Genomic DNA, 26,499 nt, shown 5'->3' with positions numbered 1-26,499 from the left:
CTGAGCGTTTGCCCTTATTTTGTATTTCATCGTGTGGTTGAATATAATTTGCTGGCATCATCTGGCAGTCGGGTTGCTTAAAAAACGGCAGCCTGCAAACAGGTTTGATTTACAATATAAAACCGATTAGGCTTGGAGCCATCGTTTTCCCTCTGCCGCATAGGCAGGCTTTGCCTGCGGCGGGAAGTCGATAAGTTTCAGCCGAATGCAACACATCTTGAAGAATTAGAGTTATGTCTGATACCGAACAGGCGCTCCGACCGGAAGTTATCCGGGAAAACGCGCCGCCGCCCAAGAAATACGGCGTATTTTTGCTGAATGATGATTATACGCCGATGGATTTTGTGGTTGGTTTGCTTACTGATGTTTTCAGGCTACCTGAAAACCGGGCGGAGGCGGTGATGCTGCAAGTGCATCACGAAGGCAAAGGCCTGTGTGGTGTTTACCAAAAAGATATTGCTGATACCAAGCATCAGCAAGTGCAAAACCTTGCCCGGCAGGCCGGGCATCCGCTGCTGAGTACGGTTGAGGAGGTGTGAGCCATGTTGTCGAAAGAATTGGAAAGCATTTTGCAGGTGATTTATGCCGATGCGCGCATGCAGCGCTATGAATTTATCGGCATCGAACACCTGTTGCTCTCGCTGGTGCAGGAGAGCGACGAAGTGCGGGCGGTGCTGCAAAGCTGCGGTGCGAATATCCCGGTTTTGGCCGAACAGCTGGCCATCAGCATTGAAGAGAATACGCCGATACTGCCCGAGGATTCGCCAGCCGGTAGCGACACCCAGCCCACGCTCGGCTTCCAGCGAGTGATTCAGCGAGCGATTGTGCATGTGCAGTCGGCAGGCAAACGGCAGGTGCAGCCGGTGGACGTGTTGGTGGCGATTATGTCGGAAAAAAACAGCCATGCCGTGTATTTCCTGGGCTTGCAGTCGATTGGCCGCAGCGAGATTCTCAACTACATCGCGCACGGCATCGTGCCGGATCGCATAGCGGAAGCCGATAAAGGCGACGAAGTTGAACAAGAAGGCGATGAAGAGGGCAAACCGATCCGTCATGCCTTGGCCAAATATACCGTCAACCTTAATATTGAAGCACGCGAAGGGCGTATCGACCCGCTGGTCGGCCGCGCCATGGAGTTGGAACGCCTCATGCAAACCCTGTGCCGCCGCCGCAAAAACAACCCGCTTTTGGTGGGTGAGGCCGGTGTGGGCAAAACTGCGTTGGCCGAAGGCTTGGCCTATCGTTTGGAACACAGCGATGTGCCTGACGCACTTGCCGGCGCCACTGTGTTTGCACTGGATATGGGCTCGCTCCTGGCCGGTACCAAATATCGTGGCGATTTTGAAGCCCGCATCAAGGCTGTACTCAAAGAGCTGGCCAAAATCGAGCATTCCATCCTGTTTATTGACGAAATCCACACCATCATCGGCGCAGGCAGCACCACCGGCAGTACTATGGATGCCTCCAACCTGCTCAAACCCGCCCTCTCCAAAGGCCATCTGCGCTGTATCGGTGCCACCACTTATGACGAATACCGTACCATTTTCGCCAAAGACCACGCCTTAAGCCGCCGTTTCCAGAAAATCGATGTGCCCGAACCCAGTGTGGCTGAAACCGTGGAAATCCTGAAAGGCCTGCAACCCGCGCTCGAAGACTTCCACCAAATCCGCTTTTCCCAGCACGCCCTGAATGCCGCCGCCGAGCTTTCGGTACGCTACCTGAACGACCGCTTCCTGCCCGATAAGGCCATCGATTTGATTGACGAAGCCGCCGCCGCCCAGCGCATCCTGCCTGTCGACAAACGGCGCAAAGTGATTGAAGCCGCGCAGATTGAAGAAGTGGTGGCCAAAATCGCCCGCATTCCCGAGCAAACTGTTTCCAAAGACGATAAAGAAGTGTTGCGCCATTTGGAGCGCAACCTGAAAAACATGGTGTTCGGCCAAGATGCGGCGATTGAAGCATTGGCTGCCGCCATTAAGATGTCCCGCTCCGGTCTGGGAGCGGTGGAAAAGCCCATCGGCAGCTTCCTGTTTTCCGGCCCCACCGGTGTGGGCAAAACCGAAGTCGCCCGCCAGCTTGCCTTCATTTTGGGTGTGCCGCTGCAACGCTTCGATATGTCCGAATACATGGAACGCCACGCCGTGGCCCGCCTCATCGGCGCACCGCCGGGCTATGTCGGCTTCGAGCAGAGCGGCCTGCTTACCGAAGCGGTAAACAAGCAGCCTTTCTGCGTGCTGCTTTTGGACGAAATCGAAAAAGCCCACACCGATGTGCACAATATCCTGTTGCAAATCATGGACTATGGCACGCTCACCGACAACAACGGCCGCAAAACCGACTTCCGCAACGCCATCGTAATCATGACCACCAATGCCGGTGCCGAAAGCCTCAGCCGCCCCGTGCTCGGCTTCACCCGCCAGCGCATGAGCGGCGACGAGGGCGAAGCGCTGAAAAAGGCCTTCACTCCCGAATTCCGCAACCGCCTGGATGCCGTGATTTCCTTTGCCCCGTTAGACAACGAAGTCATCGCTAAGGTAACCGACAAATTCCTGCTTGCCTTGGAGCAGCAGCTGTTGGCAAAAAACGTGGAAGCCCACTTCACCACCGGCCTGCGCAGCTATCTGGCCGAGCAGGGCTTTGATCCGCAAATGGGCGCACGCCCCATGCAGCGGCTGATTCAAGACAAAATCCGCCGCCTGCTCGCCGACGAGCTCCTGTTCGGCCGCCTAAGCAAAGGCGGCGAGGTAACCATCGGCTACGACACCAAGTCCGATAAAGTAACCCTCGCCTTCTCGGCCGCCAAAACCAAACGCGGCAAAGTGGCGGATGCCAACGGCTGATTCGGTTTGAAACGAGGCGGGATTTCTTTTTTGAAGCCATTCGTCTGCTTTCAGGTAGCCTGTATTATGAATGATATAGTGGATTAACAAAAATCAGGACAAGGCGGCGAGCCGCAGACAGTACACACGTTACGGCAAGGCGAGCCAACGCTGTACTGGTTTTTGTTAATTCACTATAATATTGATTTATTAAGACTATTTTCCAAACAAAGGCTACCTGAAAACGAATACGGCAGGTTTTGTCGAAATGAGTGTAATAAACCTTGTTAGAAATAGTATTGTCGGTTGCGCCTTGTTTTTGGCCGCCTGCTCCACCTTGACTGCCAGTGCCGAGCCCGCCCGGGGCAACATCATCAGCGGCGAAGTGGTGCGCGTGTGGGACGGTGATACGCTGCATTTGCAAGACAGTTCCGGCCAGAGGCATAAAATCCGCCTTGCCGGCATTGATGCGCCGGAATTGGAGCAAGCCCAGGGCAAAGCTTGCCGCGACCGTTTGGCCGGACAAGTGCTGCATCGGCAAGTGCAGGCTGCAATCGTGGATACCGACCGCTACGGCCGCAAAGTGGCACAAATCCGCCTGAACGGCCATGACATCAACCGACAGCAGGTGGCCGACGGTTGTGCCTGGCACTACCGCCGCTACGCCCACGAATGGCAGAGCGAGGCCGAATATGCCGCCTATGCCGAAGCTGAAGCGCAAGCCAAAAGCCAGCAGCTCGGCCTGTGGCGGCAAGCTTCTCCGCAGGCGCCTTGGCAGTTCCGGCACCGGCAGCCGCAACAGTATCGACATTGAAAGGCTACCTGAAAACGAACGTAGTGAGTTTCGCCAAAACGAAGCCGCGAGTTTCATTAAAATGTAAGTCCCAACGAAACTAAAATGAACTAATGCGCTTGGCCAAAGCCAGGTAGCTGCTTAGTCAAAATCGTTCGCGAAATCCCTATCCCTGCCAACACAATGCTATAATTCGCAAATTTTCCGCCGCCGTGCGGATTCACTTCATTCAGAAAGACAATATGGCAGCCTTCAACACACAAAAAGTTCTGTCCGTACACCACTGGACCGATGCCTATTTCACCTTCACCTGCACCCGCGACGACAGCCTGCGTTTTGAAAACGGCCAATTCGTCATGGTCGGCCTGTTGGTGGACGGCAAACCCCTGATGCGCGCCTACAGCGTGGCTTCCGCCAACTGGGAAGAGCATCTCGAATTTTTCAGCATCAAAGTGCCCGACGGCCCGCTCACCAGCCGCCTGCAGCACCTCAAAGTCGGCGACGAAGTGCTCATCAGCAAAAAGCCTACCGGCACCCTGATTTGCGGCGATTTAAACCCCGGCAAGCACCTCTATCTGCTTTCCACCGGTACCGGTATCGCCCCGTTCTTGAGCATCACCAAAGACCCGGAAGTGTATGAGCAATTTGAAAAAGTAATTCTCGTGCATGGCGTGCGCTACAAAAAAGACCTCGCCTACTACGACCGCTTCACCCAAGAGCTGCCCAATCACGAATACCTGGGTGAAATGATTCGTGAGAAACTGATTTACTACCCCATTGTTTCTCGAGAGGAATTCCAACACCAAGGCCGCCTTACTAATTTGATGCGGAGCGGCAAATTGTTCGAAGACATCGGCCTGCCGCCGATTAATCCGCAAGACGACCGCGCCATGCTGTGCGGCAGCCCGGCCATGCTCAAAGACACCAGTGATGTGCTCAACAGCTTCGGTCTTACTGTGTCGCCCAAAATGGGGCAGCGCGGCGATTATTTGATTGAACGCGCGTTTGTGGACCAATAAGGTTTAACTGTTTGATATGCAGAAAAAGGCTACCTGAAGTTTCAGGTAGCCTTTTTATAGTGAATTAAATTTAAACCAGTACGGCGTTGGCTCACCTTGCCGTAACGTGTGTACTGTCTGCGGCTCGCCGCCTTGTCCTGATTTTTGTTAATCCACTATAGTTAGGTAGTATTAGACCTATTGCGAAAGTATCCTGAAAATTTACAATTCCCAAATGAAATACGAAAACCTCATCCAAAGAAGCGACAGGGAATTCAAACGGCTCACAGGTGTAACGCCCGTCCTTTTTCACGAAATGCTGCAAGTCACCACAGAAGCAGAAAGCCGGAAGGTCAAGTCGGGCAGGCCGCATACGCTCGGTTTGGCAGACCAACTGCTGCTTACCCTAAGCTATCTGCGCCATTACCATACCCAACTCGAATTGGCCGCCATCTACGGCCTTTCCGAAAGCAATGTCTGCCGCACCATCCGTAAAACCGAGGACGCCCTCATCCGTTGCAAACGCTTCTCCCTGCCAAAGCACAAGAATCCGGGCGACCAAACGGTCATCATTGACGTTACCGAAAGCCCGATTGAACGTCCCAAAAAAACAGCGGCAGTATTACAGCGGCAAGAAAAGGCGGCACACGGTCAAAATCCGGGTCATATACGGCAGGGAAACGGAAAAAATCATCAGCATCCGGACGGGGATGGGTGCCCGGCATGACATGCGTTTAGCCAAGAGGCACCTTGCAGAGCTTTATCCCTACAAAATAGTCATTGCGGATAAGGGTTATCAAGGATTGGCCAAAACCGGATTACAGACCCCGAAAAAGAAATCCAAACGTCATCCGCCGGACAAACAGGATAAAGAGGCGAACAGGCGGTTAGGCAAACTCAGAACCGTCATCGAGCACATCAACAGGAAACTGAAGATATTCAAAATATTGTCGCTGCCTTACCGCAACAGGCGGAAACGGTTCGGGTTAAGGGCAAATCTGATTGCAGGACTGGTTAATGCGATGGGATGAATATTTTCGCAAGAGGTCTATTGTATGAAGAGGTAATAAGAAAAGGCTTAACCATGTTGGTTAAGCCTTTGGATTTTTGGTCGGAGTGAAAGGATTCGAACCTTCGACCCCTTGCACCCCATGCAAGTGCGCTACCAGACTGCGCCACACTCCGACTTCCGGAAGAAAGTAATTCTAAGCTGTTTTTTGCGGCTTGGCAAGGACTGCTTCGATTTTTTCTAAAACTGCCTGCAAATCCTGCCGAACTTCTTCAGCAGTGGCCGCGGGGCGGTTTAGGCTGTCGTGGCCGTTTAGGTTGAAACGGTCGATATAGGTGGGGAAGCTGCCGCTTAATTTGCGGATTTTCACCACATCTTGCCGGGTATATTGGTTGCCGCCGTGGCCGATTACTACGCCGTTATCTTGCTGCCATTGGAAGAACTGTTCGGGCTGGATATCGGCCAGATAGCACAATTCTTCCAGGCTGAAATAGCGTTTAACCGGAATGGGCGGCAGGGCGCGTTCAGTTTTGTTTACCATAGTGGTGTTCCACCATGCCTTTGAGTTTTTGGCTGGCGTGGAAGGTTACCACCCGACGGGCGGTAATCGGCACTTCTTTGCCGGTTTTGGGGTTGCGGCCGGGGCGCTGCGGTTTGTCACGCAGTTGGAAGTTGCCGAAGCCGGAAATTTTGATTTCTTCGCCACGTTCTAAAGTGGCGCGAATTTCTTCGAAGAACAGTTCAACGATTTCTTTTGCATCGTTCTTACTGATATTGCTGACTTTTTCTACCAGAATATCGGCTAATTCTGCTTTGGTGAGTGTCATTGGGTTTACCTCTAAGTTGCTAAGCTGCGGATTATCGCTAATTACTTTTTAGAAATCAAGCGAATGCTGGGGTATGTGGCAAAATCTGTGAAACAGAGCGGTAGATTGTGTAGCAATCTGTACATTATGTTTATTAACAGTGGATTTCGCTGGCAACTGCCACCAGACAGGCTGCCTGAAAAATGGCTGTACTTTATATTTGCAGCCAAGCTTGTAATGCAGCCGGATTTTCGATGGTTAGCCAGGCGGTATTGGCTTCGGCGGGCTGTACGGTGGCGCTAGTTTGGTGCAATACACCATGCCGGAAGTAGTGTAGCTCGGTTTGGCTGCCGGTTTTTTGTTGCTGCCATTGGTCGGCGAAATTGTTGGCGGCATAGCCATTAATGGCAATGATACGGTCTCCGGCGGCTAGGCCGGCTTGTTCGGCGCTGCTGCCGTTGAGTACGTGGCTGAGGGTGATGTCGCTGCCGTTTTGCTGGAAGCGGGCGCCGAAGTCATTGGCCGGCAGAATAGGGGGGAGTGGCCCGCAGCCTCCGTTGTGTGAAGGCGGCAGGGGTAGCCAGTGTAGGCGCAAGCCGGCGTGGGCGAGGGCTGTTTCAAGGGGTAGGGCTTGGGTACTGCGGATGAGTTGGTTGAACAGATTGCGCAAGTCGAGGCCGGTGATGGCTTGGGCAAGCTCTTCCCATTCGGTTTCATGCAGCGGTTGTTTTCTGGTCAGCCAGTCCTGATAGAGGGCTTGCATGATGCTGTCGAGGCTGTGCCGGCTTTGTTTGCGTATGAATAGGTCGAGGCAGAGGGCGGCAAGGGTGCCTTGCTGGTAGTAGCTGGTGATGGCGTTGGGACTATTTTCGTTTTGTTTGTAGTATTTGTCCCAGGCGTGGAAGCTGGATTGGGCCAGGGTTTGTTTACGATGGCCGGGGTTGCGGTGCACTCGCGTGATGGTTTTGGCTAAGAGTTCGAGATAGGCGGTAGGGCTGATGCGGCCGCTGCGTACGAGGAATAGGTCGTCGTAATAGGAGGTGATGCCTTCGAATGCCCATAAAAGCTCGGTGTAGGCTTCTTGGTTGAGGTCAGATTGGGCGAGGGCGGCGGGTTTGATGGATTTAACATTCCAAGCGTGGAAATATTCGTGGGAAATCAGGCCGAGCAGCTGGATGTAGTTGTCGGAGGCTTCGGCCAGGTTGTTTTCAGGTAGCCAGCTGCGGTCGGCGAGCAGGGCGGTGGATGATGCGTGCTCGAGGCCGCCGTAGACATGGTCGCCTAGGTGCAATAGGAAGGTGTAGTGTGTAAATGGGGCTGGGTTGGGGAAGAATTGGAGTTGGGCGGCACAGATGGCTTGGGTGTCGGCCAGCAGGCGTTGGCGGTCGAAGTCGGGATAGTGGCCGCTGAGGACGATGCGGTGCGGAATACCGGCAGCGGTGAATTCGAGAATTTCGAGGGTGCCAGCTTCTAGCGGGCAGTCGATAAGGTGGCGGTAGTTATCTGCTTGGTAGAGATGGCTATCCAGTCTGGGCAGGGCGGTGGCGATTTGCCATTGGCTGGGGAAACAGAGTTCGACTTGGTGCGGTTCTTCAGTGTATGAGGCTACCTGAAAAAACAGGGCAGCACCGTCGAAGAAGGCACGCTCGCTATCTAAATAGCAACCGCGCACGGAAAGGTCGAAGGCATAGACGTCGTATTCGATGATCCAGTCGCCAGGTGTGTTTTCTTCGGTTTGCCAGATATTTTTGCTGACGGTGTGCAAATCGGCGGCTTGGCCGTCGCAGCTGGCTTCGATACGGACGATGTGCCGGGCAAATTCGCGGATCATATAGCTGCCGGGCACCCAGTTGGGCAGGCTGAGGCGGACAGGTTGGCTGCCGTGGTGGCTGAAGCGCAGGCAAATGCGGAAGAGGTGTTGTTCGGGCAGGGGGGTAACGGTGTAGTGAGGCATTTGTTTATTTCGTTTCGATTGAAAGGGATATGACTTTTTCAGGTAGCCTGTTTTGCGGAAGATGAAAAGATATGTTTGTTTTTGTGGTTATTGTGTGTATTTTGCTTTAAAATATACCGCTTAAACTGCGCGCAGTCTATTGCTGTTGTGGCTCGCGGTGGTTTCTTTCTAGATAAATATAAGAAAATCGGATGTGTCAGCTGCATGGGTTTGGCTGAACCGGTATTGAAATAAGAATACAGCCATCTTTAATGGAGGTTTTTCATGGAAACACAAACACAAACCTATAACTACAAGGTAGTGCGGCAGTTTGCCGTGATGACGGTGGTTTGGGGTGTGGTTGGAATGCTGGTCGGCGTAATTGCCGCGGCGCAGCTCTATTTCCCGCAGCTGAATTTGTCTGAAGTGGGGCCGTGGTTTCACTTCGGCCGTATCCGCCCGCTACACACCAATGCCATTATTTTCGCATTCGGCGGTTGCGGTCTGATCGCCACATCTTATTATGTGGTGCAGCGCACTTGTAATGCCCGCCTTTATGGCGGCTGGCTGCCGGCCTTTACCTTTTGGGGCTGGCAGCTGGTGATTGTGCTGGCGGCGGTTACTCTGTTAATGGGCTATACGCAAGGCAAAGAATACGCCGAATTGGCCTGGCCGATCGATATTCTGATTACTCTGGTTTGGGTGGCTTACGCCATTGTGTTTTTCGGCACCATCGCCAAACGCAAAGTGCAGCATATTTATGTGGCCAACTGGTTCTACGGCGGCTTTATTCTGGCTGTGGCGCTGTTGCATGTTGTCAACAATCTGGCTATTCCCGCTGGTTTGTTCGATATGACTTCCTATCCTATCTACGGCGGCGCAATCGATGCTATGGTCCAGTGGTGGTACGGGCATAACGCCGTGGGTTTCTTCCTTACTGCAGGCTTCCTCGGCATGATGTACTACTTCGTGCCCAAACAGGCAGGCCGCCCGGTGTACTCCTACCGCCTCTCCGTGGTGCACTTTTGGGCACTGATTTTCACCTATATGTGGGCAGGCCCTCACCACCTGCACTATACCGCCTTGCCGGATTGGACTCAGTCTTTAGGTATGGTGCTCTCGCTGATTTTGTTCGTGCCCTCTTGGGGCGGCATGATCAACGGCATCATGACTCTTTCCGGCGCTTGGGACAAACTGCGCACCGATCCGATTTTGAAATTCCTCGTGGTTTCCCTCTCCTTTTACGGTATGTCTACCTTCGAAGGCCCGATGATGTCGATTAAAACCGTAAATGCCTTGAGCCACTATACCGATTGGACGGTCGGCCATGTGCATGCCGGCGCTTTGGGCTGGGTAGGCTTCGTTACCATGGGCTCGATTTACTACCTGATTCCGCGCCTGTTCGGCCAGAAGGAAATGTACAGCACCAAACTGGTGGAAGCGCATTTCTGGATTGGCACCGTAGGTATTGTGCTGTATATCGCCTCCATGTGGATTGCCGGCGTGATGCAGGGTTTGATGTGGGGTGCGCTGAATGAAGACGGTACGCTCACCAATCCTGATTTCGTTACCACGGTTCGCGAAAGCATGCGCTTTTATCTGATTCGCTTATCCGGCGGCTTGCTGTATCTGTCTGGCATGATACTGATGGCTTATAACGTTTACCGTACCGCAGTGGCGGGCAAACCGGTAGATGCCGTCATTCCCGCGCTCACACAGCATCAACAGCATTAAAGCAACGAAACCACAGAAAAAGAACAGGCTACCAAAATGCAACTGCAAAAACTTGCCGAAGAAAAAGTAGGCTACCTGATTATTTTTACCTTTCTGCTGATTAGCGTCGGGCTGATTGTCGAGGTGGTGCCGCTGTTTTTCAGCCCGGCCGTAACCCAGCCTATCCCAGGCGTGAAGCCCTACACTGCGCTTCAAGTAGCAGGCCGCGACGTTTATATCCGCGAAGGCTGCTACAACTGCCATTCCCAAATGATCCGCCCCTTCCGTGCTGAAACCGAGCGTTACGGCCATTATTCCGTGGCCGGAGAGTCGGTGTACGACCACCCGTTTCAATGGGGTTCCAAACGCACCGGCCCTGATTTGGCGCGCGTGGGCGGCCGCTATTCCGACGAATGGCACCGCCGCCATCTGATGGATCCGCGCTCTGTTCAGCTAGATTCCAACATGCCCGCCTTCCCGTGGTTGGCGCGCAACCGTGTGGACGGCGAAACCGTAGCCAGCCATATGCGTGCCCTGCGCAAAGTAGGTGTACCCTACAGCGATGAAGAAATCGCCGCTGCCCCGGCACAAGTGGAAGGCAAATCCGAAATGGATGCAGTTATCGCCTATCTGCAAGGCTTGGGTTTGGCACTGAAAAACAACAATATCCAAAAACAACAATAATATCAGGCTGTCTTATGAGCGCGCCCATCATTTGGTCTCAGATTTCGCCCTTCCTTGTTGGCATCGTGTTTTTTGGCATCGTATGGGTTGTATTTAGCCGCAAAGGCAAAGAACACTATCAAGACGAAGGGTGGCGGATTGTGAACGATGATGACAATGTGCCATCGGAAGAGGCCGGCAGCCGAATTGAAACCTCCCGTCAGTTAGACAACGGAGCACAAGAATGAATACATCCCACTTTACCAGCAATTTTTGGAACTACTATATCGTCGGCATCGTCGTACTCAGCTTTATCGGGCTGCTGTGGCTGGTTTTATCGCAAAACAAAGTGAAAATGCCGCCCAAGGGCGAAGATGTGAAAACCACGGGCCACAACTGGGACGGCATCGAGGAATATAACAATCCCCTGCCGCGCTGGTGGTTTTACCTCTATATCCTGATTTGGCTGTTCTGTATCGGCTATCTGTATATCTATCCCGGCTTGGGCGACTACAAAGGCGCAGTAGGCTGGACCAGCACCAACCAATATGAAAAAGAAATGCAGGATGCCAACGCCCAGTTTGCGCCCGTATACGGCAAATTTGCCAATATGCCGGTGGAACAAGTCGCGGCAGACCCGCAGGCTCAGCGTTTCGGCAAAAACCTGTTCGACACCTACTGCATCCAATGCCACGGCTCGGATGCCAAAGGTCAAGCCGGTTTTCCCAACCTCACCGACGACGATTGGCTGTGGGGCGGTTCGCCCGAGCAAATCAAGCAGACCATCGCCGAAGGCCATGTTGGCATTATGGCGCCGTGGGGGCCGGCCTTGGGTGAGGAAGGCGTGAAAAATGCCGCCAACTACGTACTCTCTCTCTCCGGAATGCCGCACGATGAAGAACGTGCCAAACGCGGCGATGCCATCTTCCACGGCCCGCCCGCCAACTGCTTCGTTTGCCACGGCGATAAAGGCCAAGGCGTACAGGGTGCAGGCCCGAATCTGACTGATAAAGTGTGGTTGTGGGGTGGTAGCGAAAGAGCCATCGTGGAAACCATTACCAACGGTCGCCAAAGCCAAATGCCGGCCTGGGAAGGCTTCTTGGATGATAACAAAATCCATATCCTAACCGCCTACGTGTGGGGCAAATCCCATCCGAACGGTGCCGCCAAACCCGCAGCGGCCGCAGCATCCGCTCCCGCACCAGCTGCTGCTTCCTCAACCAGTGCAGCTTCTGCCGCCTCGCAGCCTGCGGCTAAGTAATAGAGAGCGTTCATTTGAAGGCTACCTGAAAAAGCCAAGGCATTTTCCAGGTAGCCTTTCCTATACACCACGTTTACAATATAGCCAAATTCTCTTTATAGGACATAAGTCATGCTAGATATCCAACTCCTCCGCACCGATGCCGCTGCCGTAGCCGCCAAGCTGGCGCAGCGCGGTTTTGTTTTTGACCCTGCCGCCTTCGACGTACTGGAAGCACAGCGTAAGGCACTGCAAATGCGTACCGAAGAGCTGCAGTCACGGCGTAACAGCGTGTCCAAACAAATCGGCGTGCTCAAAGGGCAGGGCAAACATGCCGAAGCCGAAGCAGCTATGGCTGAAGTGGCGCAAATCAAAACGGATTTGGAACAGGCCGATGCCGATTATCAGGCCGTACAGGCGCAAATCGATGCCCTGCTGCTCGGTATTCCGAATCTGCCGCACGAGAGCGTGCCGGTGGGCAAAGATGAAACTGAAAACGTGGAAGTGCGCCGCGTGGGTACACCGCGCCAATTCGATTTTGAAATCAAAGACCATGTAGACTTGGGCGAAAAGCTTGGCCTCGATTTTGAAACCGCCGCCGCCTTGTCCGGCGCACGCTTCAGCTTGATGAAAGGCCAGGTTGCCCGCCTGCACCGTGCCTTGGCGCAATTTATGCTCGACACCCACACCCAACAGCACGGCTACACCGAGTGCTACACCCCTTATATCGTCAGTGACAGCACCCTCATCGGCACCGGCCAGCTGCCCAAATTCGGTGAAGATCTGTTCCACGTCATCCGTGGCGGCGACGAGAGCAAAACCACGCAATACCTGATTCCCACTGCCGAAGTTACCCTCACCAACACCGTGCGCGAACGTATCCTGCCGGCCGATACCCTGCCCATCAAGCTCACCGCCCATTCGCCCTGTTTCCGCAGCGAAGCCGGTTCGCACGGCAAAGACACGCGCGGCCTGATTCGCCAGCACCAGTTCGACAAAGTGGAAATGGTGCAAATCGCCCATCCCGACCACTCCTACGCCGCACTGGAAGAAATGGTCGGCCACGCCGAGCGCATCCTGCAACTGCTTGAACTGCCTTACCGCGTCATCACCTTGTGTACCGGCGATATGGGCTTCGGCGCTGCCAAAACCTACGATTTGGAAGTGTGGGTGCCCGCGCAAAACACCTATCGCGAAATCTCCAGTTGCTCCAACTGCGAAGATTTCCAAGCCCGCCGCATGAAAGCCCGCTTCAAAGATGAAGATAGTAAAAACCGCCTGGTGCACACCCTGAACGGCTCCGGCTTGGCAGTAGGCCGTACCTTGGTGGCGGTACTGGAAAACCACCAAAACGCCGACGGCAGCATCAGCATCCCCGCCGCTTTGCGCCCCTATCTGGGCGGCGTGGACAAGCTCGTCCCATAAAAGCAAGAAAGGCTACCTGAAAACCGGAAACAGATTTTCAGGTAGCCTTCATTTCATACCAATTAGCTGATTAGATGATAGATTTACACTGCCATTCCAATATTTCAGACGGAGCTCTGCCGCCACGGGAAGTAGTGAAACTGGCGCACGCCAATGGTTGTACCCTGCTCGCACTCACCGACCACGACCATACCGGCGGTCTGGACGAAGCACGGCAGGAGGCGGAAACCTTGGGCATCCGGCTGATAAACGGCGTGGAAGTTTCCGTGAGCTGGCGCAAACGCACCATCCATATCGTCGGCCTCAATTTCGACGACACCGATGCCGTGCTGCAAAACCTGCTGGCCAGGCTGCGGCGCGGGCGGTTGGAGCGTTTTTTGCGCATGGCGGAAAAGCTTGAGAAGAAAGGCCTCGCCGGTGCCTGCGAGGGCGCACTCGCATTAGTGCCCAACCGCGAAATGGCCAGCCGCACCCATCTGGCACAATGGCTGATAGAACAAGGGCATGTGCGCAACAAGCAGCAGGCTTTTAAAAAATATTTGGGCGACGGCAAGCCTGCCTGCGTAAAACACGAATGGGCGTTGCTCGAAGAAGCCGTAGCTGCCATTTTGGGTGCGGGCGGCATCGCCGTGGTTGCCCACCCCATCCGCTACGGCCTCTCTGCCACCGCACAGCGAAATTTGTTCACCGAATTCAAAACACTGGGCGGCCAAGCTATTGAGGTGCACAGCAGCACCACCGACTGGAACGACCGCCTCAACTACGCCCGCCTCGCCGAACAATATGGTTTCCTCGCCAGCGTCGGCAGCGATTTCCACCGCATAGGCGACTTCGGCAGCGGCCGCCTCGGCGCCTGCCCGCCACTGCCCGAACGCTGCCGGCCGGTTTGGCAAGAATTTTGCTTGTAGTACTTCATTCACGCACCGATGCCTGTGCACGGGAAAACGATATAAGGAAATGAACCATGATAAAACAGTTTGAAATCAACAACTATGTGAGAAAGCAGCTGCAAGAATACCTCACTGAGAAAAAACTTACGCTGGAGCAGGCTATGGCCGAAGAATCCAGCAACAACGAAATTGCCGCCATCGTGCACGCCGGCCTGCCCGGCATGGTGCACAGGATTTATTCCTTGGGTAAAATGCAGGGCTTTTTCTGGGAAAAGCGCGATCTGATCCAAGGTTTTATTGCCGATCGCCTGCAAGGCGGCGACGATAGCAAAAAGGCAAAAAAAGCCAAATAAGGCAAACTGCCGAAAAGCGTCAGGCAGTATTCCTGCGTGTACAAAAGTGCTTGCCTGATATTTGAGAACATTAAGAAGAGAGGTGAATATGTTTTTAATTTTGCTAGCCCTGATTTTGGGCGGTGTCGTGGCCTTTTTCTTTTTCCGCAACCGCCGTATCGAACAAGAAATCGAACGTCAGCGCCGCGAAGAGGAAATCGAGCGTATTCTGGAGCGCAAAAAGCAGGAAATCGATCAGCACAGAACGCTGGGTTGATTACGTGGTGAAATGCGACTCCGCCATTGGCTAAACTTTAGAAAAGGCTACCTGAAAATTTTCAGGTAGCCTTTCGTTATATTACACGCTGGCCAACTGGTAACACTATGGTGGATTAACAAAAATCAGGACAAGGCGGCGAGCTGCAGACAGTACATACGTTACGGCAAGGCGAGCCAACGCTGTACTGGTTTTTGTTAATTCACTATATTTCTCTATTTGTCTTCGTTATCCTGACCTTGCACTGTTCCAGTTTTGTCTTGCCGACGTGTGGCGCGGGGGTGGGCATCGTCGTATACGCGGGCGAGGTGGTCGAAATCCAGCTTGGTGTAGTGCTGGGTGGTGGCCAGCTGGCTGTGGCCGAGCAGCTCTTGTACGGCACGGATGTCGCGGGCGTTTTGCAGCAAGTGGCTGGCGTAGCTGTGGCGCAGCATATGGGGGCTGAGGTGGCGGCTGCCATGGCGGGCGGCAAATTGCTGCAGGCGTTTCTGGATTTGGCGCGTGCCGAGGCGGCGGCCGGTGCGGCCGGTAAAGAGGGCGGTTTCGTCGGGCGCGGCGGTGCGGGTTTTCAGGTAGCCTTCGAGGGCACGGATGCTTTGGGCGGTAAGGGGGAGGTGGCGCTGTTTGCGGCCTTTACCGGTAACGGCCACCCAGCCGCTTTGCAGGTTGAGGTCGGCCAAATCGAGGGCGCAGGCTTCGGCCAGGCGCAGGCCGCTACCGTAGAGCAGCTCGAAGATGGCGAGGTCGCGGCTGTCGAGCGGGTTTTCCGGGGCTTGGTCGAGCAGTTGGTTGAGCGGCTCGGCGGGTACGGCTTTAGGCAGGCGTTCGGGGGCTTTCGGGGCTTTTAGGCCGTGGGTCGGGTCGGCTTTCAGGTAGCCTGTTTGCACCAGCCAGCGGCAAAACTGCCGCCAGGCGCTGAGGCGGCGGGCGATGCTGCGCGGGTGTTGGTTTTGTTGGCCGAGCCGACGCAGGGCGGCGGTAAATAAGGGGCGGGCGAGTTCGCTTTGCGGCTGAAAATCGGCCAACCAGGCGAGGTCGCGGCGGTAGGCGGCCAGGGTGTGGGAGGAGTGGTTTTGCTGTCGCAGGCTGTGCAGCCAGGCTTCGATGTGCGCTGTCCAACCGCTGTTCATTGTGATGCTCCGTGGCGGGCAAAATGGGTGCGGAAGGCGGCGGGGGTACGTTCGATACGTTGGGCGGCGTAGTTGAAAAACACCATGCCGCATTGCACGCGGGCGATTTCGGCCTGGTCGGAGAGGCGGGTGAGTTTGGCGAAAAAAGGGAAGCCGACCTTGCCAATTTCGCCTAAGGCTACCTGAACCAACAGTTCTTCACCATGAAAGGCTTGGGCGCGGTATTGCACGGCGGCATCGGCCATAATCAGGCCGGAGCCGAAGGCATTGGTTTCACTGCAGCCGTGTGCAGCGAGAAAGCGCAGGCGGGCTTCGTGGGCGATGCGCAAAACGGCATCGTTGGCGAGGTGGTTGCCGTAGTTGAGGTGGCCGACTTCTACCGTGATGCGGGTTGCAAAACAGAAATGTTCGGGCAGGTTGATTTGGATGCGTTGGGCGGCTGGCATATTGGGAGCCTGCTGATGAAAAACGGGGATATCTTAGCATTTGTTGCCTGATGATTGAACGTATTGCAACCACATTTCGTAAAATTGTTTTGCAAAGGCCTTGACAAAATTTATTCCAAACCCATATGCCCTCGCAAGAAATAATATGTAAAGGAAAAAATTATGCGATACGACAAACTAACCGCCAAATTCCAGCAAGCCTTGCAAGAAGGCCAGAGTTTGGCGTTGGCTGCGGACAGCAGCTATCTGGAAGCGGGCTTCGTGCTGAAAGCCCTGCTTGACGACCAAAACAGCGGAGCCGCCGCGCTCTTGGCTCATGCGGGCGTGAACGTGCCGCAGGTGAAACAGCGTTTGCAGCAGCATTTAAACAGTCTGCCGAAAGTGTCCGGCCAAGGCGGCGATATTCTGTCCAGCCGCGAATTGCAGGCAGTGTTGAACCTGATGGACAAAGCGGCAACCAAACGCGGAGATGCCTATATCGCCAGCGAACTTTTCCTGCTTGCCTTGGTGCAGCAGAACGATGCGACCGGCAAAATCCTGAAAGAAGCCGGCGCGACCGAACAAAACATCAATGCCGCGATTGACGCGGTACGAGGAGGACAAAACGTGAACGATGCCAATGCCGAAGACCAACGCGATGCTCTGAAAAAATACACGCTCGACCTGACCCAGCGCGCCCGCGACGGCAAGCTTGACCCCGTTATCGGCCGCGACGACGAAATCCGCCGCGCGATTCAGGTGCTGCAACGCCGCACCAAAAACAACCCCGTGCTGATCGGTGAGCCGGGTGTGGGTAAAACTGCTATCGTCGAAGGTCTGGCGCAACGCATCGTCAACGGCGAAGTGCCCGAATCCCTGCGCAACAAACGCCTGCTGGTTTTGGATTTGGCGGCATTGATTGCCGGTGCGAAATACCGCGGCGAATTCGAGGAACGCTTAAAAGGCGTGTTGAACGATTTAGCGAAAGACGACGGCAACACCCTGATTTTCATCGACGAAATTCATACTTTGGTGGGTGCAGGCAAAACCGACGGCGCAATGGACGCGGGCAATATGTTGAAACCCGCTTTGGCGCGCGGCGAACTGCACTGCATCGGCGCGACCACCTTGGACGAATACCGCCAATACATCGAAAAAGACGCGGCACTCGAACGCCGCTTCCAAAAAGTATTGGTCGGCGAGCCCAGCGTGGAAGACACCATCGCCATCCTGCGCGGTTTGCAGGAACGCTACGAAATCCACCACGGCATCGACATTACCGACCCCGCCATTGTTGCCGCCGCAGAATTGAGCGACCGCTACATTACCGACCGCTTCCTGCCCGACAAAGCGATTGATTTGATTGACGAAGCCGCCAGCCGCATCAAAATGGAGCTGGACAGCAAACCCGAGCAGATGGACAAACTTGACCGTCGCATCATTCAGCTCAAAATGGAAAAAATGCACGTTGCCAAAGAAAGCGACGACGCCAGCAAAAAACGTTTGGAGCTGATAGACGAAGAAATCGACGGCCTGCAAAAAGAATACGCTGATTTGGACGAAATTTGGAAAGCCGAAAAAGCCGCGTCCTCCAGTACCGCTGACATCAAGAAACAGATGGACGACATCAAAGTCAAAATCGAGCAGGCCAAACGCCAAGGCGACTTCGCCCGCGCATCCGAACTCGAATACGGCGAGTTGCCGAAATTAGGCGCACAGTTGCAGACGGCGGAAAGCAACCCCGACGGCAAAAAACAAAACAAACTCTTCCGTACCGAAGTCGGCGCGGATGAAGTGGCCGAAATCGTATCGCGCATGACCGACATCCCCGTGTCCAAAATGATGGAAGGCGAACGCGATAAATTGTTGAAAATGGAAGAAGTATTGCACCGCCGTGTGGTCGGTCAAGACGAAGCCGTGCGCGCCGTGTCCGATGCCATCCGCCGCAGCCGCTCCGGCCTTGCCGATCCGAACAAACCTTACGGCAGCTTCCTGTTCCTAGGCCCGACCGGTGTGGGCAAAACCGAGTTGTGCAAAGCCTTGGCAGGCTTCCTGTTCGACAGCGAAGACCACCTCATCCGTATTGACATGTCCGAATACATGGAAAAACACGCCGTTGCCCGCCTAATCGGCGCGCCTCCGGGCTATGTCGGCTACGAAGAGGGCGGCTACCTGACCGAACAAGTGCGCCGCAAACCGTACAGCGTGATTCTTTTGGACGAAGTGGAAAAAGCCCATCCCGACGTGTTCAACATCCTGCTGCAAGTATTGGATGACGGTCGTTTGACCGACGGACAAGGCCGCACCGTGGACTTCAAAAACACCGTCATCGTCATGACTTCCAATATCGGCAGCCAGCACATCCAACAAATGGGCACGCAGGATTACGAAGCCGTGAAAGAAGCGGTGATGGAAGAAGTGAAAGCCTACTTCCGCCCCGAAATGATCAACCGCATCGACGAAGTGGTCGTGTTCCACGGACTGAATCAGGAGAATATCCGCAACATCGCCAAAATCCAGCTCAAAGGCTTGGAAAAACGTTTGGAAGCGCAGCACCTGCACCTGAAAGTGGACGATGCCGCCTTGGATTTGATTGCCAAAGCCGGTTTCGACCCTGTGTACGGCGCACGCCCGCTCAAACGCGCCATCCAGTCGGAAATCGAAAACCCGCTGGCTAAAGCCCTGCTCGAAGGCAAATACGCGCCTGAAAGCACAATTCATGTGAAAGAAGAAGGCGGCAGATTGGTGTTTGCCTGATTTGACGGCTTGAATGTTTAAGACAGCAGGCCACCTGAAAATGGTTGAAGCGATGTTTTCAGGTAGCCTGTGTTACCTCACGCGGGAAATGCCTTATACGAAAATCACCGCAAGCTACAACTTCAAACAAAAAGGAAACGATATGAATTTCAATAATCTACTCAACCAAGTATTGGGTGCCGTGCAGCAAAGCGGCAACAAAGTGATGTCTGATAACAATCCGCTCAACTCGTTCGGTGGCGGGGCGTTAATTGGTGGGCTGACTGCGATGCTGCTGAAAAAAGGCGGCACCAAATCATTGCTGAAGGCCGGCTCGGCCGCAGCTTTGGGAATGATGGCTTATAAGGCCTACCAAAATTGGCAGGGAGGCCGGCCGAACAGCACGGTGGCCGCTTTGCCCGAAGCAGCTTTTGCAGCGCAAGGGCAGTTGGCTGAAGAGCGCAGTCGCGTGATTTTGCGCACCATGATTGCAGCCGCCGCTGCAGACGGCTTGATTGATGAAACGGAAAAGCAGCTGATTGCCCAAGATGGCGGTGCGGATGCCGAAGTGCAGCAGTGGCTGGCCAACGAATATGCCCGCCCGGCTTCTATTAACGAGCTGGTCGAGGCAGTGGGCGGCGATCAGGCGCTGGCTGCCGAAGCCTATTTGGCTGCACGAGCGGTTTGCGGCGATTTGGTGCGTGGCGAAATTGCCTTTTTATCTCGGTTGTCGCAGGCTTTGGGGCTGGATGACGGGTTGGTGGAGCAGCTGGAACGGCAGTTAGAGTTGGCGTAATAAAGCATCGGCCGTAGGCATAACAAAAGGCTACCTGAAAGTTTCAGGTAGCCTTTAATCCGTTCTAGCCGAAGCATTACTCCGCAGGCGGGGTTTCTTTAGCGGGTTCGGCGGCCTCTTCTGCCGGGGCGGGAGCAGCCGGCTCGGCGGCGGGTGCGGGTTCTTGTTCCGGGCTGGCGGCCGGGGCGGATTCGGTGGCGTTGGCGGGGTTGAACACGGTAGCATCGGCAGCGGAGTCGGCTTCGTCTAAGTCATTTTGCGGCGGCACAGGCGCATCGTGCGGCACGAGTTGTACGCGCTGCTCGGCGTTGCCGGCATGGGCTTCCGGGGCTTGCTCGGCCAGGTAGGATAGGGTAACGCTTTGGCCGCTGCGCTGTTCGAGCTGGTTGCGGTAGGCTTCGGGCGTCATCAACTCTTCGGCACCACGGCTCAGCTGGGCAAATACGTTTTGGTAGCTGCGGGTCAGCTCGTCCACCGCTTCGGCGGTGTCGATGAAGTGGTGGTTTACGGCTTCGCGGTAGTCTTGCAGGGCTTTTTTGGCTTCTTCCAATTCGGCTTGCTGTTTGCTGTTGCCACGTTTGAACAGCAGGGTGATGAGTATGCCGATGAGGAAGCCGCCGAGGCCGGTCAGGATGAATTGGGTGATGAGGGGCAGGTTGTTCATGGGATTTTCCTTTGTGGTGGACGGGCGGTATTGCTATTGTATAGCAATTTAGGTGGTTTGTTGCCTTGTGTAAAGGCTATAGTGAATTAAATTTAAGCCGGTACCGCGTTGCCTTGCCGTACCTGCGTACTGTCTGCGGCTCGCCGCCTTGTCCCGGTTTAAATGAAATCCACTGCACTTGGAAAGTTTGCAGCGTTAATGCAGCACCCGCTGCGGATTATCTGCGCTGTAGCCGGCTTCTTCCTCTTCTTCGGCCTGGCCTTGGTAGATATCGAATTCGATGCTGGCGCCCACGGCGTGGCAGAAGCTGATTACTCGGGGCGAAAAACCGATAGCCGGGGTGGAGTCGCGCTCGTCGGTGCTCACGGTGAGCACAACCATCAAGTAGGCTTCGAGCCGGTGGACTTTGGCTAACTCGGCAATTTTGCCTTGCACCGGCAGTAAGGCGGCAATGAGTTCGTCGGCGATCTCGTCCAATCGGAACACGTCGCCGCCGCGCAGTACGGGGGTGCCAGCTTGAATAGCCTGATATCCTGCCGCTCATGCCTATGCTGTTGTCCTCATATACGGCGCGGGTGGGGGCAAGATTGAGTGCGGTGCTGACGGCATCGGGGTCGAAGCCTCGGCCGGTGAGGGCGGAGTAGAGATAGCATTCGTTGAGGTTGGGGGCATCCATGGCTTATTTTCAGTAGATTAAATAGACGGCAAGGCGGATAAGGAGCAGGCTCATCAGCGCGGCGATGATGTCGTCCAGCATCACGCCGAAGCCGCCGCTTACTTGACGGTCGAACCAGCGGATGGGCGGCGGTTTTACTGCATCGAAGAAGCGGAAGGCGGCAAAGGCAGCCAGCCACCAAGCCCAAGTATTCGGCGTGAAGGCGAGCACCAGCAGCATGGCCACGATTTCGTCCCACACGATGCCGCCGTAGTCGTGCACGCCGAGGGCGGCTTCGGTTTGGTTACAAATCCAGATGCCGACGGCAAACAAGGGCAGGCACAACAGGGCGAGCAACCAGCCGTCGATGCCCAGCGCCATCAGCGCGGCGGCGAGGGGCAGGGCGGGCAGGGTGCCGAAAGTGCCGGGGGCGACGGGGGCGAGGCCGCTGCCGAAGCCGAAACCGAGGAAACAGGCAGGGCGGCGCAGCAGCCAGGCGAAAGTGGGGCGGAAGGCGGGTTTCTGTTTAGCCAAAGTGGTCGAATCCTAACTGGGAAAGATGCAGTTCGCTGCCGTTGTCGCGCAGCAGTTTCAGGTAGCCTGTGTCGTTGATGTGGCCGATACGGGCCACGGGCGTGCGGCTGCTGTCGGCTGCGGCAAGCACGGCTGGGCGTGCCTGGGGCGGGGCAGTGAACAATAATTCGTAGTCGTCGCCGCCGGCAAGGGTGAGCTCGTATACAGTTTGCGCAGGCAGGCATTGGCGCAGCTCGGGCACGGTAGGCACCAGGTCGGCGCATAGCTCTGCGCCCACATTGGAAGCGCGCAGGATGTGGCCGAGGTCTTGGGCCAGGCCGTCGGAAATATCTTGCGCCGCCGTGGCAACGGGCAGCAGGGCTTGGCCGAGGGATACGCGCGGAGTGGGGCGCAGGCGGGCGGCTTCGCATTGGGCAAACAGGTTTTCAGGTAGCCTGATGTTTTGCCAGATATGGTGCAGGGCGGCAGCAGCCAGGCCGATTTGGCCGGACACCCAAATATCGTCGCCGTTTTGCGCCCCGCTGCGGCGCAGGCCTTGGCCGGCAGGCAGCTCGCCGGTGATGCTTACGTTGAAAACGAGGTCGCCTTTGGTGGTGTCGCCACCGATGAGGGTGACGCCGTATTGGCGCAGCATGGCGAAAAGACTACCTGAAAATGCTTCCAGCCAGCTTGGGTTGAGCTCGGGCAGGGCGGCGCTGAGCATCACCCAGCGCGGCCGCGCGCCCATGGCGGCCATATCGGAAATGTTCACGGCCAGGATTTTGTGTGCGAGGTCGGCAGGGGAGACATCGGGGAAGAAATGGCGGCCGGCCAGCAGCATATCGCTGCTGAAGCATAAATCATGGCCGGGGCGCGGGCGGACGATGGCGGCATCATCGCCGATGCCGAGCAGGAGCTCGGGGGCGGCAGGCTGTTCGGCAGCAAGGTAGCGGCGGATGAAGTCGAATTCGCCGAGGGGTTTGGGGGCGGTGTTGGGCATGGCGGGTGGTGTTTGGTTAATGGGAAGGCTACCTGAAACCATAGCTTGCATTATGTTTTCGCTTCGTTGAAGCGGGTGCTTTCAGGTAGCCTTTGGTTGGCATATTTGCTTCGTTGTAACTGATATAGTGAATTAACAAAAACCAATACGGCGTTGTCTCGCCTTGCCGTAACGTGTGTACTGTCTGCGGCTCGCCGCCTTGTCCTGATTTTTGTTAATCCACTATATTTTCAGGTAGCCTCTAATCGCGCACGTAGATGGTTTCCACGTCGTAATCGTCTTCATCCCAATCGTCTTCGTCATCGGGCTCGGCGGGGGGCAGGGTGTGGCTGAGGGTGGAATCCATGCCGCATTCCCAGCGCAATACGGAGAGCAGGTGGTGGATGTCTTCGGGCAGCGGGGCTTCGAATTGTACGGTTTCGCCGCTTTCGGGATGGACGAAGCTGAGGCGGTAGGCGTGCAGGGCTTGGCGGCCGAGCTGTTGCACGGCTTCTTTCACCGCATCGGAGCAGGGATGGCGCGGGTTGCCATACACGGGGTCGGCGGCGAGCTGGTGTTTGGCTTCGCGCATATGTACGCGGATTTGGTGGGTGCGGCCGGTTTCGAGGGCGCATTCGATGTAGCTGTGGCTTTGGTAGCGTTCGAGCACTTTGATGTGGGTCACGGCTTTTTTGCCGCCGAAGCCGACCACGGCCATTTTGAGGCGGTTGTGCGGGTCGCGGCCGATGAGGGTGTCGATTTTGCCATCGAACGGCACGATGCCGTCGGCCACGGCGCGGTAGATTCGTTTCACGCTGCGCTCTTGCAGCTGTTGCACCAGGCTGTTTTGCGCGGCCGGGGTTTTGGCCACCACCATCAGGCCGCTGGTGTCTTTGTCGAGGCGGTGCACGATGCCGGCGCGGGGGATTTCGGCCAATGCCGGGCAGTGGGCCAGCAGGCCGTTGAGCAGGGTGCCGCTCCAGTTGCCGGCGGCAGGGTGGACAACGAGGCCGGCGGGTTTGTTCAACACAATCACGCTGTCGTCTTCAAACACAATATCCAGCGGCATGGGCTCGGGCGTAAAGGCGGCGGTTTCGTGGCTGTGTTGGATGTGCACTTCCAAGGTTTCGCCGCCGATGAGCCGCTCTTTGGGGCGGGCAACTTGGCCGTTGAGCAATACGTTGCCGTCTTTAATCCAAGTGCTCAGGCGGCTGCGGGAATAATCGGGCAGCAGTTTGGCCAGCGCGGCATCGAGCCTTTGGCCGGCCAAATCGGTGGGCACGGTTAAATTTATACAATTTTCCGCTTCTGCCCCTGCCGAAAAGTCGAAATCATCGTTATAATCGGCATCATTGTTGGTATAGGAAGAAATGTTCTGCATGAAAAAGATTCTTTTAGTTACCGGCCTGGCAGTGATGCTGTCGGCCTGCTCCAGCACTTCAACCACCGCTGTGAGCCAAGATGCCCAGATTACGCAGGATTGGTCGGTAGATAAGCTGTATGCCGAAGCGCACGAGGAAATGGAGAGCCGCAATTATAGCCGTTCGGTGCGCTTATATGAAATTTTGCGGGCGCGTTTCCCCAACACCCGCCAAGCGGTGCAGTCGCGGCTGGATACGGCTTATGTGTATTACAAAGACGAACAGCAGCCGCAGGCCTTGGCGCATGTGGAGCAGTTTTTGAAGCTGTATCCCAACCACCCGAATACCGATTATGCGCTGTATCTGAAGGGCTTGATTGTGCTCAATCAAGACAAATCCATCTTCAACAAGCTGGCCTCGCAGGATTGGTCCGACCGCGACCCGAAAGCAAACCGCGAAGCCTATCAGGTGTTTAACGAGCTCATCACCCGCTTCCCCGATAGCAAATACGCCAACGACGCGCGCGAGAAAATGACGCGCCTGGTGGATGCGCTGGGCGGCAACGAAATGGCCATCGCCCGCTACTATATGCAGCGCGGCGCTTACTTGGCCGCCGCCAACCGTGCGCAGGGGATTGTGAGCCGCTATCAGAATACGCGCTATATGGAAGAGGCGCTGGCGATTATGATGACCGCCTACGCCCGTTTGGAAAAACCGGAACTGAGCAACGACACCCGCCGTGTGCTGGCGCGAAACTTCCCGCAAAGCCCCTATTTGCAGAAAGAATGGCAGCCAAATGATATTCCGTGGTGGCGCTATTGGAAGTAGTATAGAACTTGGAGGCTACCTGAAAGCGGTTTTTCAGGTAGCCTTTATCAGCCGGAACGTCTTACTTCAAAATAAGGATATGAACATGAAAAAATTATCCCCCCTCTTTGCCGCCTGCCTGCTGGGCTTCTGCGCTGCAGCCAGCGCCAACACCTACGAGTGCACCGACCGCCAAGGCCGCCGCACCTACACCGCCACCCCCGGCCCCAACTGCCGCGCCGCCAACCTCGGCCGTGTAACCACCTATCCCGCCCCGGTCAGCACCGCGCCCAGCTATCCGAGCTACAATAGCCCCGCTACCACCCCCGAGCCTGCCGCCCCGGCTGCCCAGCCTGCCGTTAACGAAAGCCAGCGCCAGGCGGCCAACGAACGCCTGCGTCAGGCCGAACGCAATCTGGAAGAAGGCCGCAAAGTGCGCTACGGCAACGAGCGCAACTACGCCCGTTATCTGGAGCGCATCGGCAAGCTGGAAGAGGAAGTGAACAAAGCCCGGCAGGAAGTGAACAGCCTGAACAAATAATCCGGTTGTGCTTTAATTTCTTGCAGTAGACCTCTTGCGAAAATATTCATCCCATCGCATTAACCAGTCCTGCAATCAGATTTGCCCTTAACCCGAACCGTTTCCGCCTGTTGCGGTAAGGCAGCGACAATATTTTGAATATCTTCAGTTTCCTGTTGATGTGCTCGATGACGGTTCTGAGTTTGCCTAACCGCCTGTTCGCCTCTTTATCCTGTTTGTCCGGCGGATGACGTTTGGATTTCTTTTTCGGGGTCTGTAATCCGGTTTTGGCCAATCCTTGATAACCCTTATCCGCGATGACTATTTTGTAGGGATAAAGCTCTGCAAGGTGCCTCTTGGCTAAACGCATGTCATGCCGGGCACCCATCCCCGTCCGGATGCTGATGATTTTTTCCGTTTCCCTGCCGTATATGACCCGGATTTTAACCGTGTGCCGCCTTTTCTTGCCGCTGTAATACTGCCGCTGTTTTTTTGGGACGTTCAATCGGGCTTTCGGTAACGTCAATGATGACCGTTTGGTCGCCCGGATTCTTGTGCTTTGGCAGGGAGAAGCGTTTGCAACGGATGAGGGCGTCCTCGGTTTTACGGATGGTGCGGCAGACATTGCTTTCGGAAAGGCCGTAGATGGCGGCCAATTCGAGTTGGGTATGGTAATGGCGCAGATAGCTTAGGGTAAGCAGCAGTTGGTCTGCCAAACCGAGCGTATGCGGCCTGCCTGACTTGACCTTCCGGCTTTCTGCTTCTGTGGTGACTTGCAGCATTTCATGAAACAGGACGGGCGTTACACCTGTGAGCCGTTTGAATTCGCTATCGCTTCTTTGGATGAGGTTTTCGTATTTCATTTGGGAATGGTAAATTTTCAGGATACTTTCGCAAGAGGTCTAGTCATGTTTTCAGGTAGCCTTTGGTGTGACACAGGCTACCTGAAAAACGCATTAACCCAAAATTCCGTTTAACATTCCAACCGATTTAATTTCGTTGCCGCTTACGCTTT

At 55.3% G+C, this 26,499-nt stretch carries 27 protein-coding genes, 1 tRNA gene and 1 pseudogene; 17 read left to right on the top strand and 12 right to left on the bottom strand.

Annotated elements, in window-relative coordinates; all coding sequences use genetic code 11:
* The first annotated feature begins 233 nt into the window (after positions 1-233).
* From clpS to ELB75_RS07385, 5 genes are all read left to right on the top strand, one after another.
* A complete protein-coding gene (gene clpS / locus ELB75_RS07405; protein ID WP_064090746.1) occupies positions 234-539 on the top strand; it encodes an ATP-dependent Clp protease adapter ClpS in 306 nt (101 codons plus the stop codon).
* Positions 540-542: 3 nt separating this feature from the next.
* A complete protein-coding gene (clpA, locus tag ELB75_RS07400) occupies positions 543-2,840 on the top strand; it encodes an ATP-dependent Clp protease ATP-binding subunit ClpA (RefSeq protein ID WP_126983375.1) in 2,298 nt (765 codons plus the stop codon).
* A gap of 247 nt (positions 2,841-3,087) precedes the next feature.
* Positions 3,088-3,633, top strand: a complete 546-nt coding sequence (locus tag ELB75_RS07395; RefSeq protein WP_126983374.1) for a thermonuclease family protein — start codon at positions 3,088-3,090, stop codon at positions 3,631-3,633.
* Between the two features lie 221 nt (positions 3,634-3,854).
* A complete protein-coding gene (locus ELB75_RS07390) occupies positions 3,855-4,631 on the top strand; it encodes a ferredoxin--NADP reductase (protein ID WP_126983373.1) in 777 nt (258 codons plus the stop codon).
* Positions 4,632-4,845: 214 nt separating this feature from the next.
* A protein-coding gene (locus tag ELB75_RS07385; RefSeq protein WP_126982866.1) for an IS5 family transposase occupies positions 4,846-5,641 on the top strand; the annotation gives its coding sequence in 2 pieces (ribosomal slippage) (positions 4,846-5,211 and positions 5,213-5,641; 795 coding nt in all).
* 77 nt (positions 5,642-5,718) lie between these two features.
* Here ELB75_RS07385 and ELB75_RS07380 read toward each other — a convergent pair.
* From ELB75_RS07380 to ELB75_RS07365, 4 genes are all read right to left on the bottom strand, one after another.
* Positions 5,719-5,795, bottom strand: a tRNA-Pro gene (locus ELB75_RS07380).
* A gap of 20 nt (positions 5,796-5,815) precedes the next feature.
* Complete coding sequence (locus ELB75_RS07375) at positions 5,816-6,160, bottom strand: hypothetical protein (RefSeq protein WP_126983372.1); 345 nt, start codon at positions 6,158-6,160, stop codon at positions 5,816-5,818.
* Positions 6,144-6,446: an integration host factor subunit alpha gene (locus ELB75_RS07370; RefSeq protein WP_003822587.1), complete on the bottom strand. Its 303-nt coding sequence runs from the start codon at positions 6,444-6,446 to the stop codon at positions 6,144-6,146. Before ELB75_RS07370 ends, ELB75_RS07375 begins: the two co-directional genes overlap by 17 nt.
* A 193-nt stretch (positions 6,447-6,639) precedes the next feature.
* Complete coding sequence (locus tag ELB75_RS07365) at positions 6,640-8,379, bottom strand: M61 family metallopeptidase (RefSeq protein ID WP_126983371.1); 1,740 nt, start codon at positions 8,377-8,379, stop codon at positions 6,640-6,642.
* 264 nt (positions 8,380-8,643) lie between these two features.
* On the opposite strand from ELB75_RS07365, the gene ccoN reads away from it, so the two are divergent.
* The 8 genes and pseudogenes from ccoN to ELB75_RS12500 all read left to right on the top strand — a co-directional run bounded on the left by ccoN (position 8,644) and on the right by ELB75_RS12500 (position 14,898).
* Positions 8,644-10,092, top strand: a complete 1,449-nt coding sequence (gene ccoN / locus ELB75_RS07360) for a cytochrome-c oxidase, cbb3-type subunit I (protein ID WP_126983370.1) — start codon at positions 8,644-8,646, stop codon at positions 10,090-10,092.
* A 36-nt stretch (positions 10,093-10,128) separates the two neighbouring features.
* Positions 10,129-10,755 carry a cytochrome-c oxidase, cbb3-type subunit II gene (ccoO, locus tag ELB75_RS07355; protein WP_126983369.1) on the top strand — a complete coding sequence of 209 codons (627 nt, stop codon included), beginning with the start codon at positions 10,129-10,131 and terminating at the stop codon, positions 10,753-10,755.
* 14 nt (positions 10,756-10,769) lie between these two features.
* Complete coding sequence (locus ELB75_RS07350) at positions 10,770-10,982, top strand: hypothetical protein (protein WP_126983368.1); 213 nt, start codon at positions 10,770-10,772, stop codon at positions 10,980-10,982.
* Positions 10,979-11,986, top strand: a pseudogene (ccoP, locus tag ELB75_RS07345) (cytochrome-c oxidase, cbb3-type subunit III); the annotation flags it as partial. The gene ELB75_RS07350 and the pseudogene ccoP, both read left to right, overlap by 4 nt.
* Before the next feature lie 120 nt (positions 11,987-12,106).
* The gene (serS, locus tag ELB75_RS07340) at positions 12,107-13,399 is read left to right on the top strand and encodes a serine--tRNA ligase (protein WP_126983366.1); all 1,293 of its coding nucleotides are present in this window, start codon (positions 12,107-12,109) and stop codon (positions 13,397-13,399) included.
* A gap of 74 nt (positions 13,400-13,473) precedes the next feature.
* Positions 13,474-14,307 (top strand): PHP domain-containing protein, encoded by an 834-nt coding sequence (locus tag ELB75_RS07335; RefSeq protein ID WP_126983365.1) that lies wholly within the window; start codon positions 13,474-13,476, stop codon positions 14,305-14,307.
* 56 nt (positions 14,308-14,363) lie between these two features.
* Entirely contained in the window at positions 14,364-14,642 is a 279-nt protein-coding gene (locus tag ELB75_RS07330; protein ID WP_126983364.1) for a hypothetical protein, read from the top strand.
* 88 nt (positions 14,643-14,730) lie between these two features.
* Complete coding sequence (locus ELB75_RS12500; RefSeq protein ID WP_164726846.1) at positions 14,731-14,898, top strand: hypothetical protein; 168 nt, start codon at positions 14,731-14,733, stop codon at positions 14,896-14,898.
* A 215-nt stretch (positions 14,899-15,113) separates the two neighbouring features.
* Here ELB75_RS12500 and ELB75_RS07325 read toward each other — a convergent pair whose 3' ends face one another.
* Positions 15,114-16,028, bottom strand: a complete 915-nt coding sequence (locus ELB75_RS07325; RefSeq protein WP_126983363.1) for a tyrosine-type recombinase/integrase — start codon at positions 16,026-16,028, stop codon at positions 15,114-15,116.
* A complete protein-coding gene (locus ELB75_RS07320) occupies positions 16,025-16,474 on the bottom strand; it encodes an acyl-CoA thioesterase (RefSeq protein WP_126983362.1) in 450 nt (149 codons plus the stop codon). The genes ELB75_RS07325 and ELB75_RS07320 overlap by 4 nt, the downstream gene beginning before the upstream one ends.
* Before the next feature lie 162 nt (positions 16,475-16,636).
* Here ELB75_RS07320 and clpB point away from each other — a divergent pair, with 162 nt between their 5' ends.
* Positions 16,637-19,210: an ATP-dependent chaperone ClpB gene (gene clpB / locus ELB75_RS07315; protein WP_126983361.1), complete on the top strand. Its 2,574-nt coding sequence runs from the start codon at positions 16,637-16,639 to the stop codon at positions 19,208-19,210.
* A 142-nt stretch (positions 19,211-19,352) separates the two neighbouring features.
* Positions 19,353-19,985 carry a tellurite resistance TerB family protein gene (locus ELB75_RS07310; RefSeq protein WP_126983360.1) on the top strand — a complete coding sequence of 211 codons (633 nt, stop codon included), beginning with the start codon at positions 19,353-19,355 and terminating at the stop codon, positions 19,983-19,985.
* A 76-nt stretch (positions 19,986-20,061) separates the two neighbouring features.
* Here ELB75_RS07310 and ELB75_RS07305 read toward each other — a convergent pair whose 3' ends face one another.
* The 5 genes from ELB75_RS07305 to rluD form a co-directional block, all read right to left on the bottom strand.
* Positions 20,062-20,649: a Z-ring associated ZapG family protein gene (locus ELB75_RS07305; protein ID WP_126983359.1), complete on the bottom strand. Its 588-nt coding sequence runs from the start codon at positions 20,647-20,649 to the stop codon at positions 20,062-20,064.
* A 195-nt stretch (positions 20,650-20,844) separates the two neighbouring features.
* Complete coding sequence (locus ELB75_RS12875; RefSeq protein WP_241236049.1) at positions 20,845-21,126, bottom strand: DUF4279 domain-containing protein; 282 nt, start codon at positions 21,124-21,126, stop codon at positions 20,845-20,847.
* Between the two features lie 208 nt (positions 21,127-21,334).
* On the bottom strand, positions 21,335-21,838 hold the full coding sequence (locus ELB75_RS07290) for a phosphatidylglycerophosphatase A family protein (protein ID WP_126983357.1): 504 nt from the start codon (positions 21,836-21,838) through the stop codon (positions 21,335-21,337).
* A complete protein-coding gene (gene thiL / locus ELB75_RS07285) occupies positions 21,831-22,817 on the bottom strand; it encodes a thiamine-phosphate kinase (RefSeq protein WP_126984239.1) in 987 nt (328 codons plus the stop codon). The genes ELB75_RS07290 and thiL overlap by 8 nt, the downstream gene beginning before the upstream one ends.
* A 241-nt stretch (positions 22,818-23,058) precedes the next feature.
* Positions 23,059-24,177 carry a 23S rRNA pseudouridine(1911/1915/1917) synthase RluD gene (rluD, locus tag ELB75_RS07280; protein ID WP_126983356.1) on the bottom strand — a complete coding sequence of 373 codons (1,119 nt, stop codon included), beginning with the start codon at positions 24,175-24,177 and terminating at the stop codon, positions 23,059-23,061.
* Here rluD and ELB75_RS07275 point away from each other — a divergent pair.
* Entirely contained in the window at positions 24,176-24,985 is an 810-nt protein-coding gene (locus ELB75_RS07275) for an outer membrane protein assembly factor BamD (RefSeq protein WP_126983355.1), read from the top strand. The genes rluD and ELB75_RS07275 overlap by 2 nt on opposite strands.
* An 85-nt stretch (positions 24,986-25,070) precedes the next feature.
* Positions 25,071-25,505, top strand: coding sequence for a DUF4124 domain-containing protein (locus tag ELB75_RS07270; RefSeq protein WP_126983354.1), 435 nt, complete (start codon positions 25,071-25,073; stop codon positions 25,503-25,505).
* Positions 25,506-25,551: 46 nt separating this feature from the next.
* Here ELB75_RS07270 and ELB75_RS07265 read toward each other — a convergent pair.
* Positions 25,552-26,347 (bottom strand): IS5 family transposase gene (locus ELB75_RS07265; protein WP_126982325.1). Its coding sequence is split into 2 segments (ribosomal slippage): positions 25,552-25,980 and positions 25,982-26,347, totalling 795 coding nucleotides; the frame shifts between segments, so codons are not numbered across the junction.
* Between the last annotated feature and the right edge of the window lie 152 nt (positions 26,348-26,499).

It is taken from the genome of Eikenella corrodens, assembly GCF_003990355.1.
In the GTDB taxonomy this organism is placed as follows: Bacteria; Pseudomonadota; Gammaproteobacteria; order Burkholderiales; family Neisseriaceae; genus Eikenella; species Eikenella corrodens_B.
This window is presented reverse-complemented; position numbering and strand designations above follow the sequence as displayed.

Bases quoted from the DNA above. Each gene is read 5' to 3' on its own strand.
- ELB75_RS07350 (WP_126983368.1), top strand. From the start codon at position 10,770: ATGAGCGCGCCCATCATTTGGTCTCAGATTTCGCCCTTCCTTGTTGGC.
- ccoN (WP_126983370.1), top strand. From the start codon at position 8,644: ATGGAAACACAAACACAAACCTATAACTACAAGGTAGTGCGGCAGTTT.
- ELB75_RS07365 (WP_126983371.1), bottom strand. From the start codon at position 8,379: ATGCCTCACTACACCGTTACCCCCCTGCCCGAACAACACCTCTTCCGC.
- ELB75_RS07370 (WP_003822587.1), bottom strand. From the start codon at position 6,446: ATGACACTCACCAAAGCAGAATTAGCCGATATTCTGGTAGAAAAAGTC.
- thiL (WP_126984239.1), bottom strand. From the start codon at position 22,817: ATGCCCAACACCGCCCCCAAACCCCTCGGCGAATTCGACTTCATCCGC.
- ELB75_RS07325 (WP_126983363.1), bottom strand. From the start codon at position 16,028: ATGAACAGCGGTTGGACAGCGCACATCGAAGCCTGGCTGCACAGCCTG.
- ELB75_RS07310 (WP_126983360.1), top strand. From the start codon at position 19,353: ATGAATTTCAATAATCTACTCAACCAAGTATTGGGTGCCGTGCAGCAA.
- ELB75_RS07390 (WP_126983373.1), top strand. From the start codon at position 3,855: ATGGCAGCCTTCAACACACAAAAAGTTCTGTCCGTACACCACTGGACC.
- clpB (WP_126983361.1), top strand. From the start codon at position 16,637: ATGCGATACGACAAACTAACCGCCAAATTCCAGCAAGCCTTGCAAGAA.
- ELB75_RS07375 (WP_126983372.1), bottom strand. From the start codon at position 6,160: ATGGTAAACAAAACTGAACGCGCCCTGCCGCCCATTCCGGTTAAACGC.
- ccoO (WP_126983369.1), top strand. From the start codon at position 10,129: ATGCAACTGCAAAAACTTGCCGAAGAAAAAGTAGGCTACCTGATTATT.
- ELB75_RS07335 (WP_126983365.1), top strand. From the start codon at position 13,474: ATGATAGATTTACACTGCCATTCCAATATTTCAGACGGAGCTCTGCCG.
- clpS (WP_064090746.1), top strand. From the start codon at position 234: ATGTCTGATACCGAACAGGCGCTCCGACCGGAAGTTATCCGGGAAAAC.
- ELB75_RS07320 (WP_126983362.1), bottom strand. From the start codon at position 16,474: ATGCCAGCCGCCCAACGCATCCAAATCAACCTGCCCGAACATTTCTGT.
- rluD (WP_126983356.1), bottom strand. From the start codon at position 24,177: ATGCAGAACATTTCTTCCTATACCAACAATGATGCCGATTATAACGAT.
- ELB75_RS07330 (WP_126983364.1), top strand. From the start codon at position 14,364: ATGATAAAACAGTTTGAAATCAACAACTATGTGAGAAAGCAGCTGCAA.
- ELB75_RS07270 (WP_126983354.1), top strand. From the start codon at position 25,071: ATGAAAAAATTATCCCCCCTCTTTGCCGCCTGCCTGCTGGGCTTCTGC.
- serS (WP_126983366.1), top strand. From the start codon at position 12,107: ATGCTAGATATCCAACTCCTCCGCACCGATGCCGCTGCCGTAGCCGCC.
- clpA (WP_126983375.1), top strand. From the start codon at position 543: ATGTTGTCGAAAGAATTGGAAAGCATTTTGCAGGTGATTTATGCCGAT.
- ELB75_RS12500 (WP_164726846.1), top strand. From the start codon at position 14,731: ATGTTTTTAATTTTGCTAGCCCTGATTTTGGGCGGTGTCGTGGCCTTT.
- ELB75_RS07305 (WP_126983359.1), bottom strand. From the start codon at position 20,649: ATGAACAACCTGCCCCTCATCACCCAATTCATCCTGACCGGCCTCGGC.
- ELB75_RS07395 (WP_126983374.1), top strand. From the start codon at position 3,088: ATGAGTGTAATAAACCTTGTTAGAAATAGTATTGTCGGTTGCGCCTTG.
- ELB75_RS07275 (WP_126983355.1), top strand. From the start codon at position 24,176: ATGAAAAAGATTCTTTTAGTTACCGGCCTGGCAGTGATGCTGTCGGCC.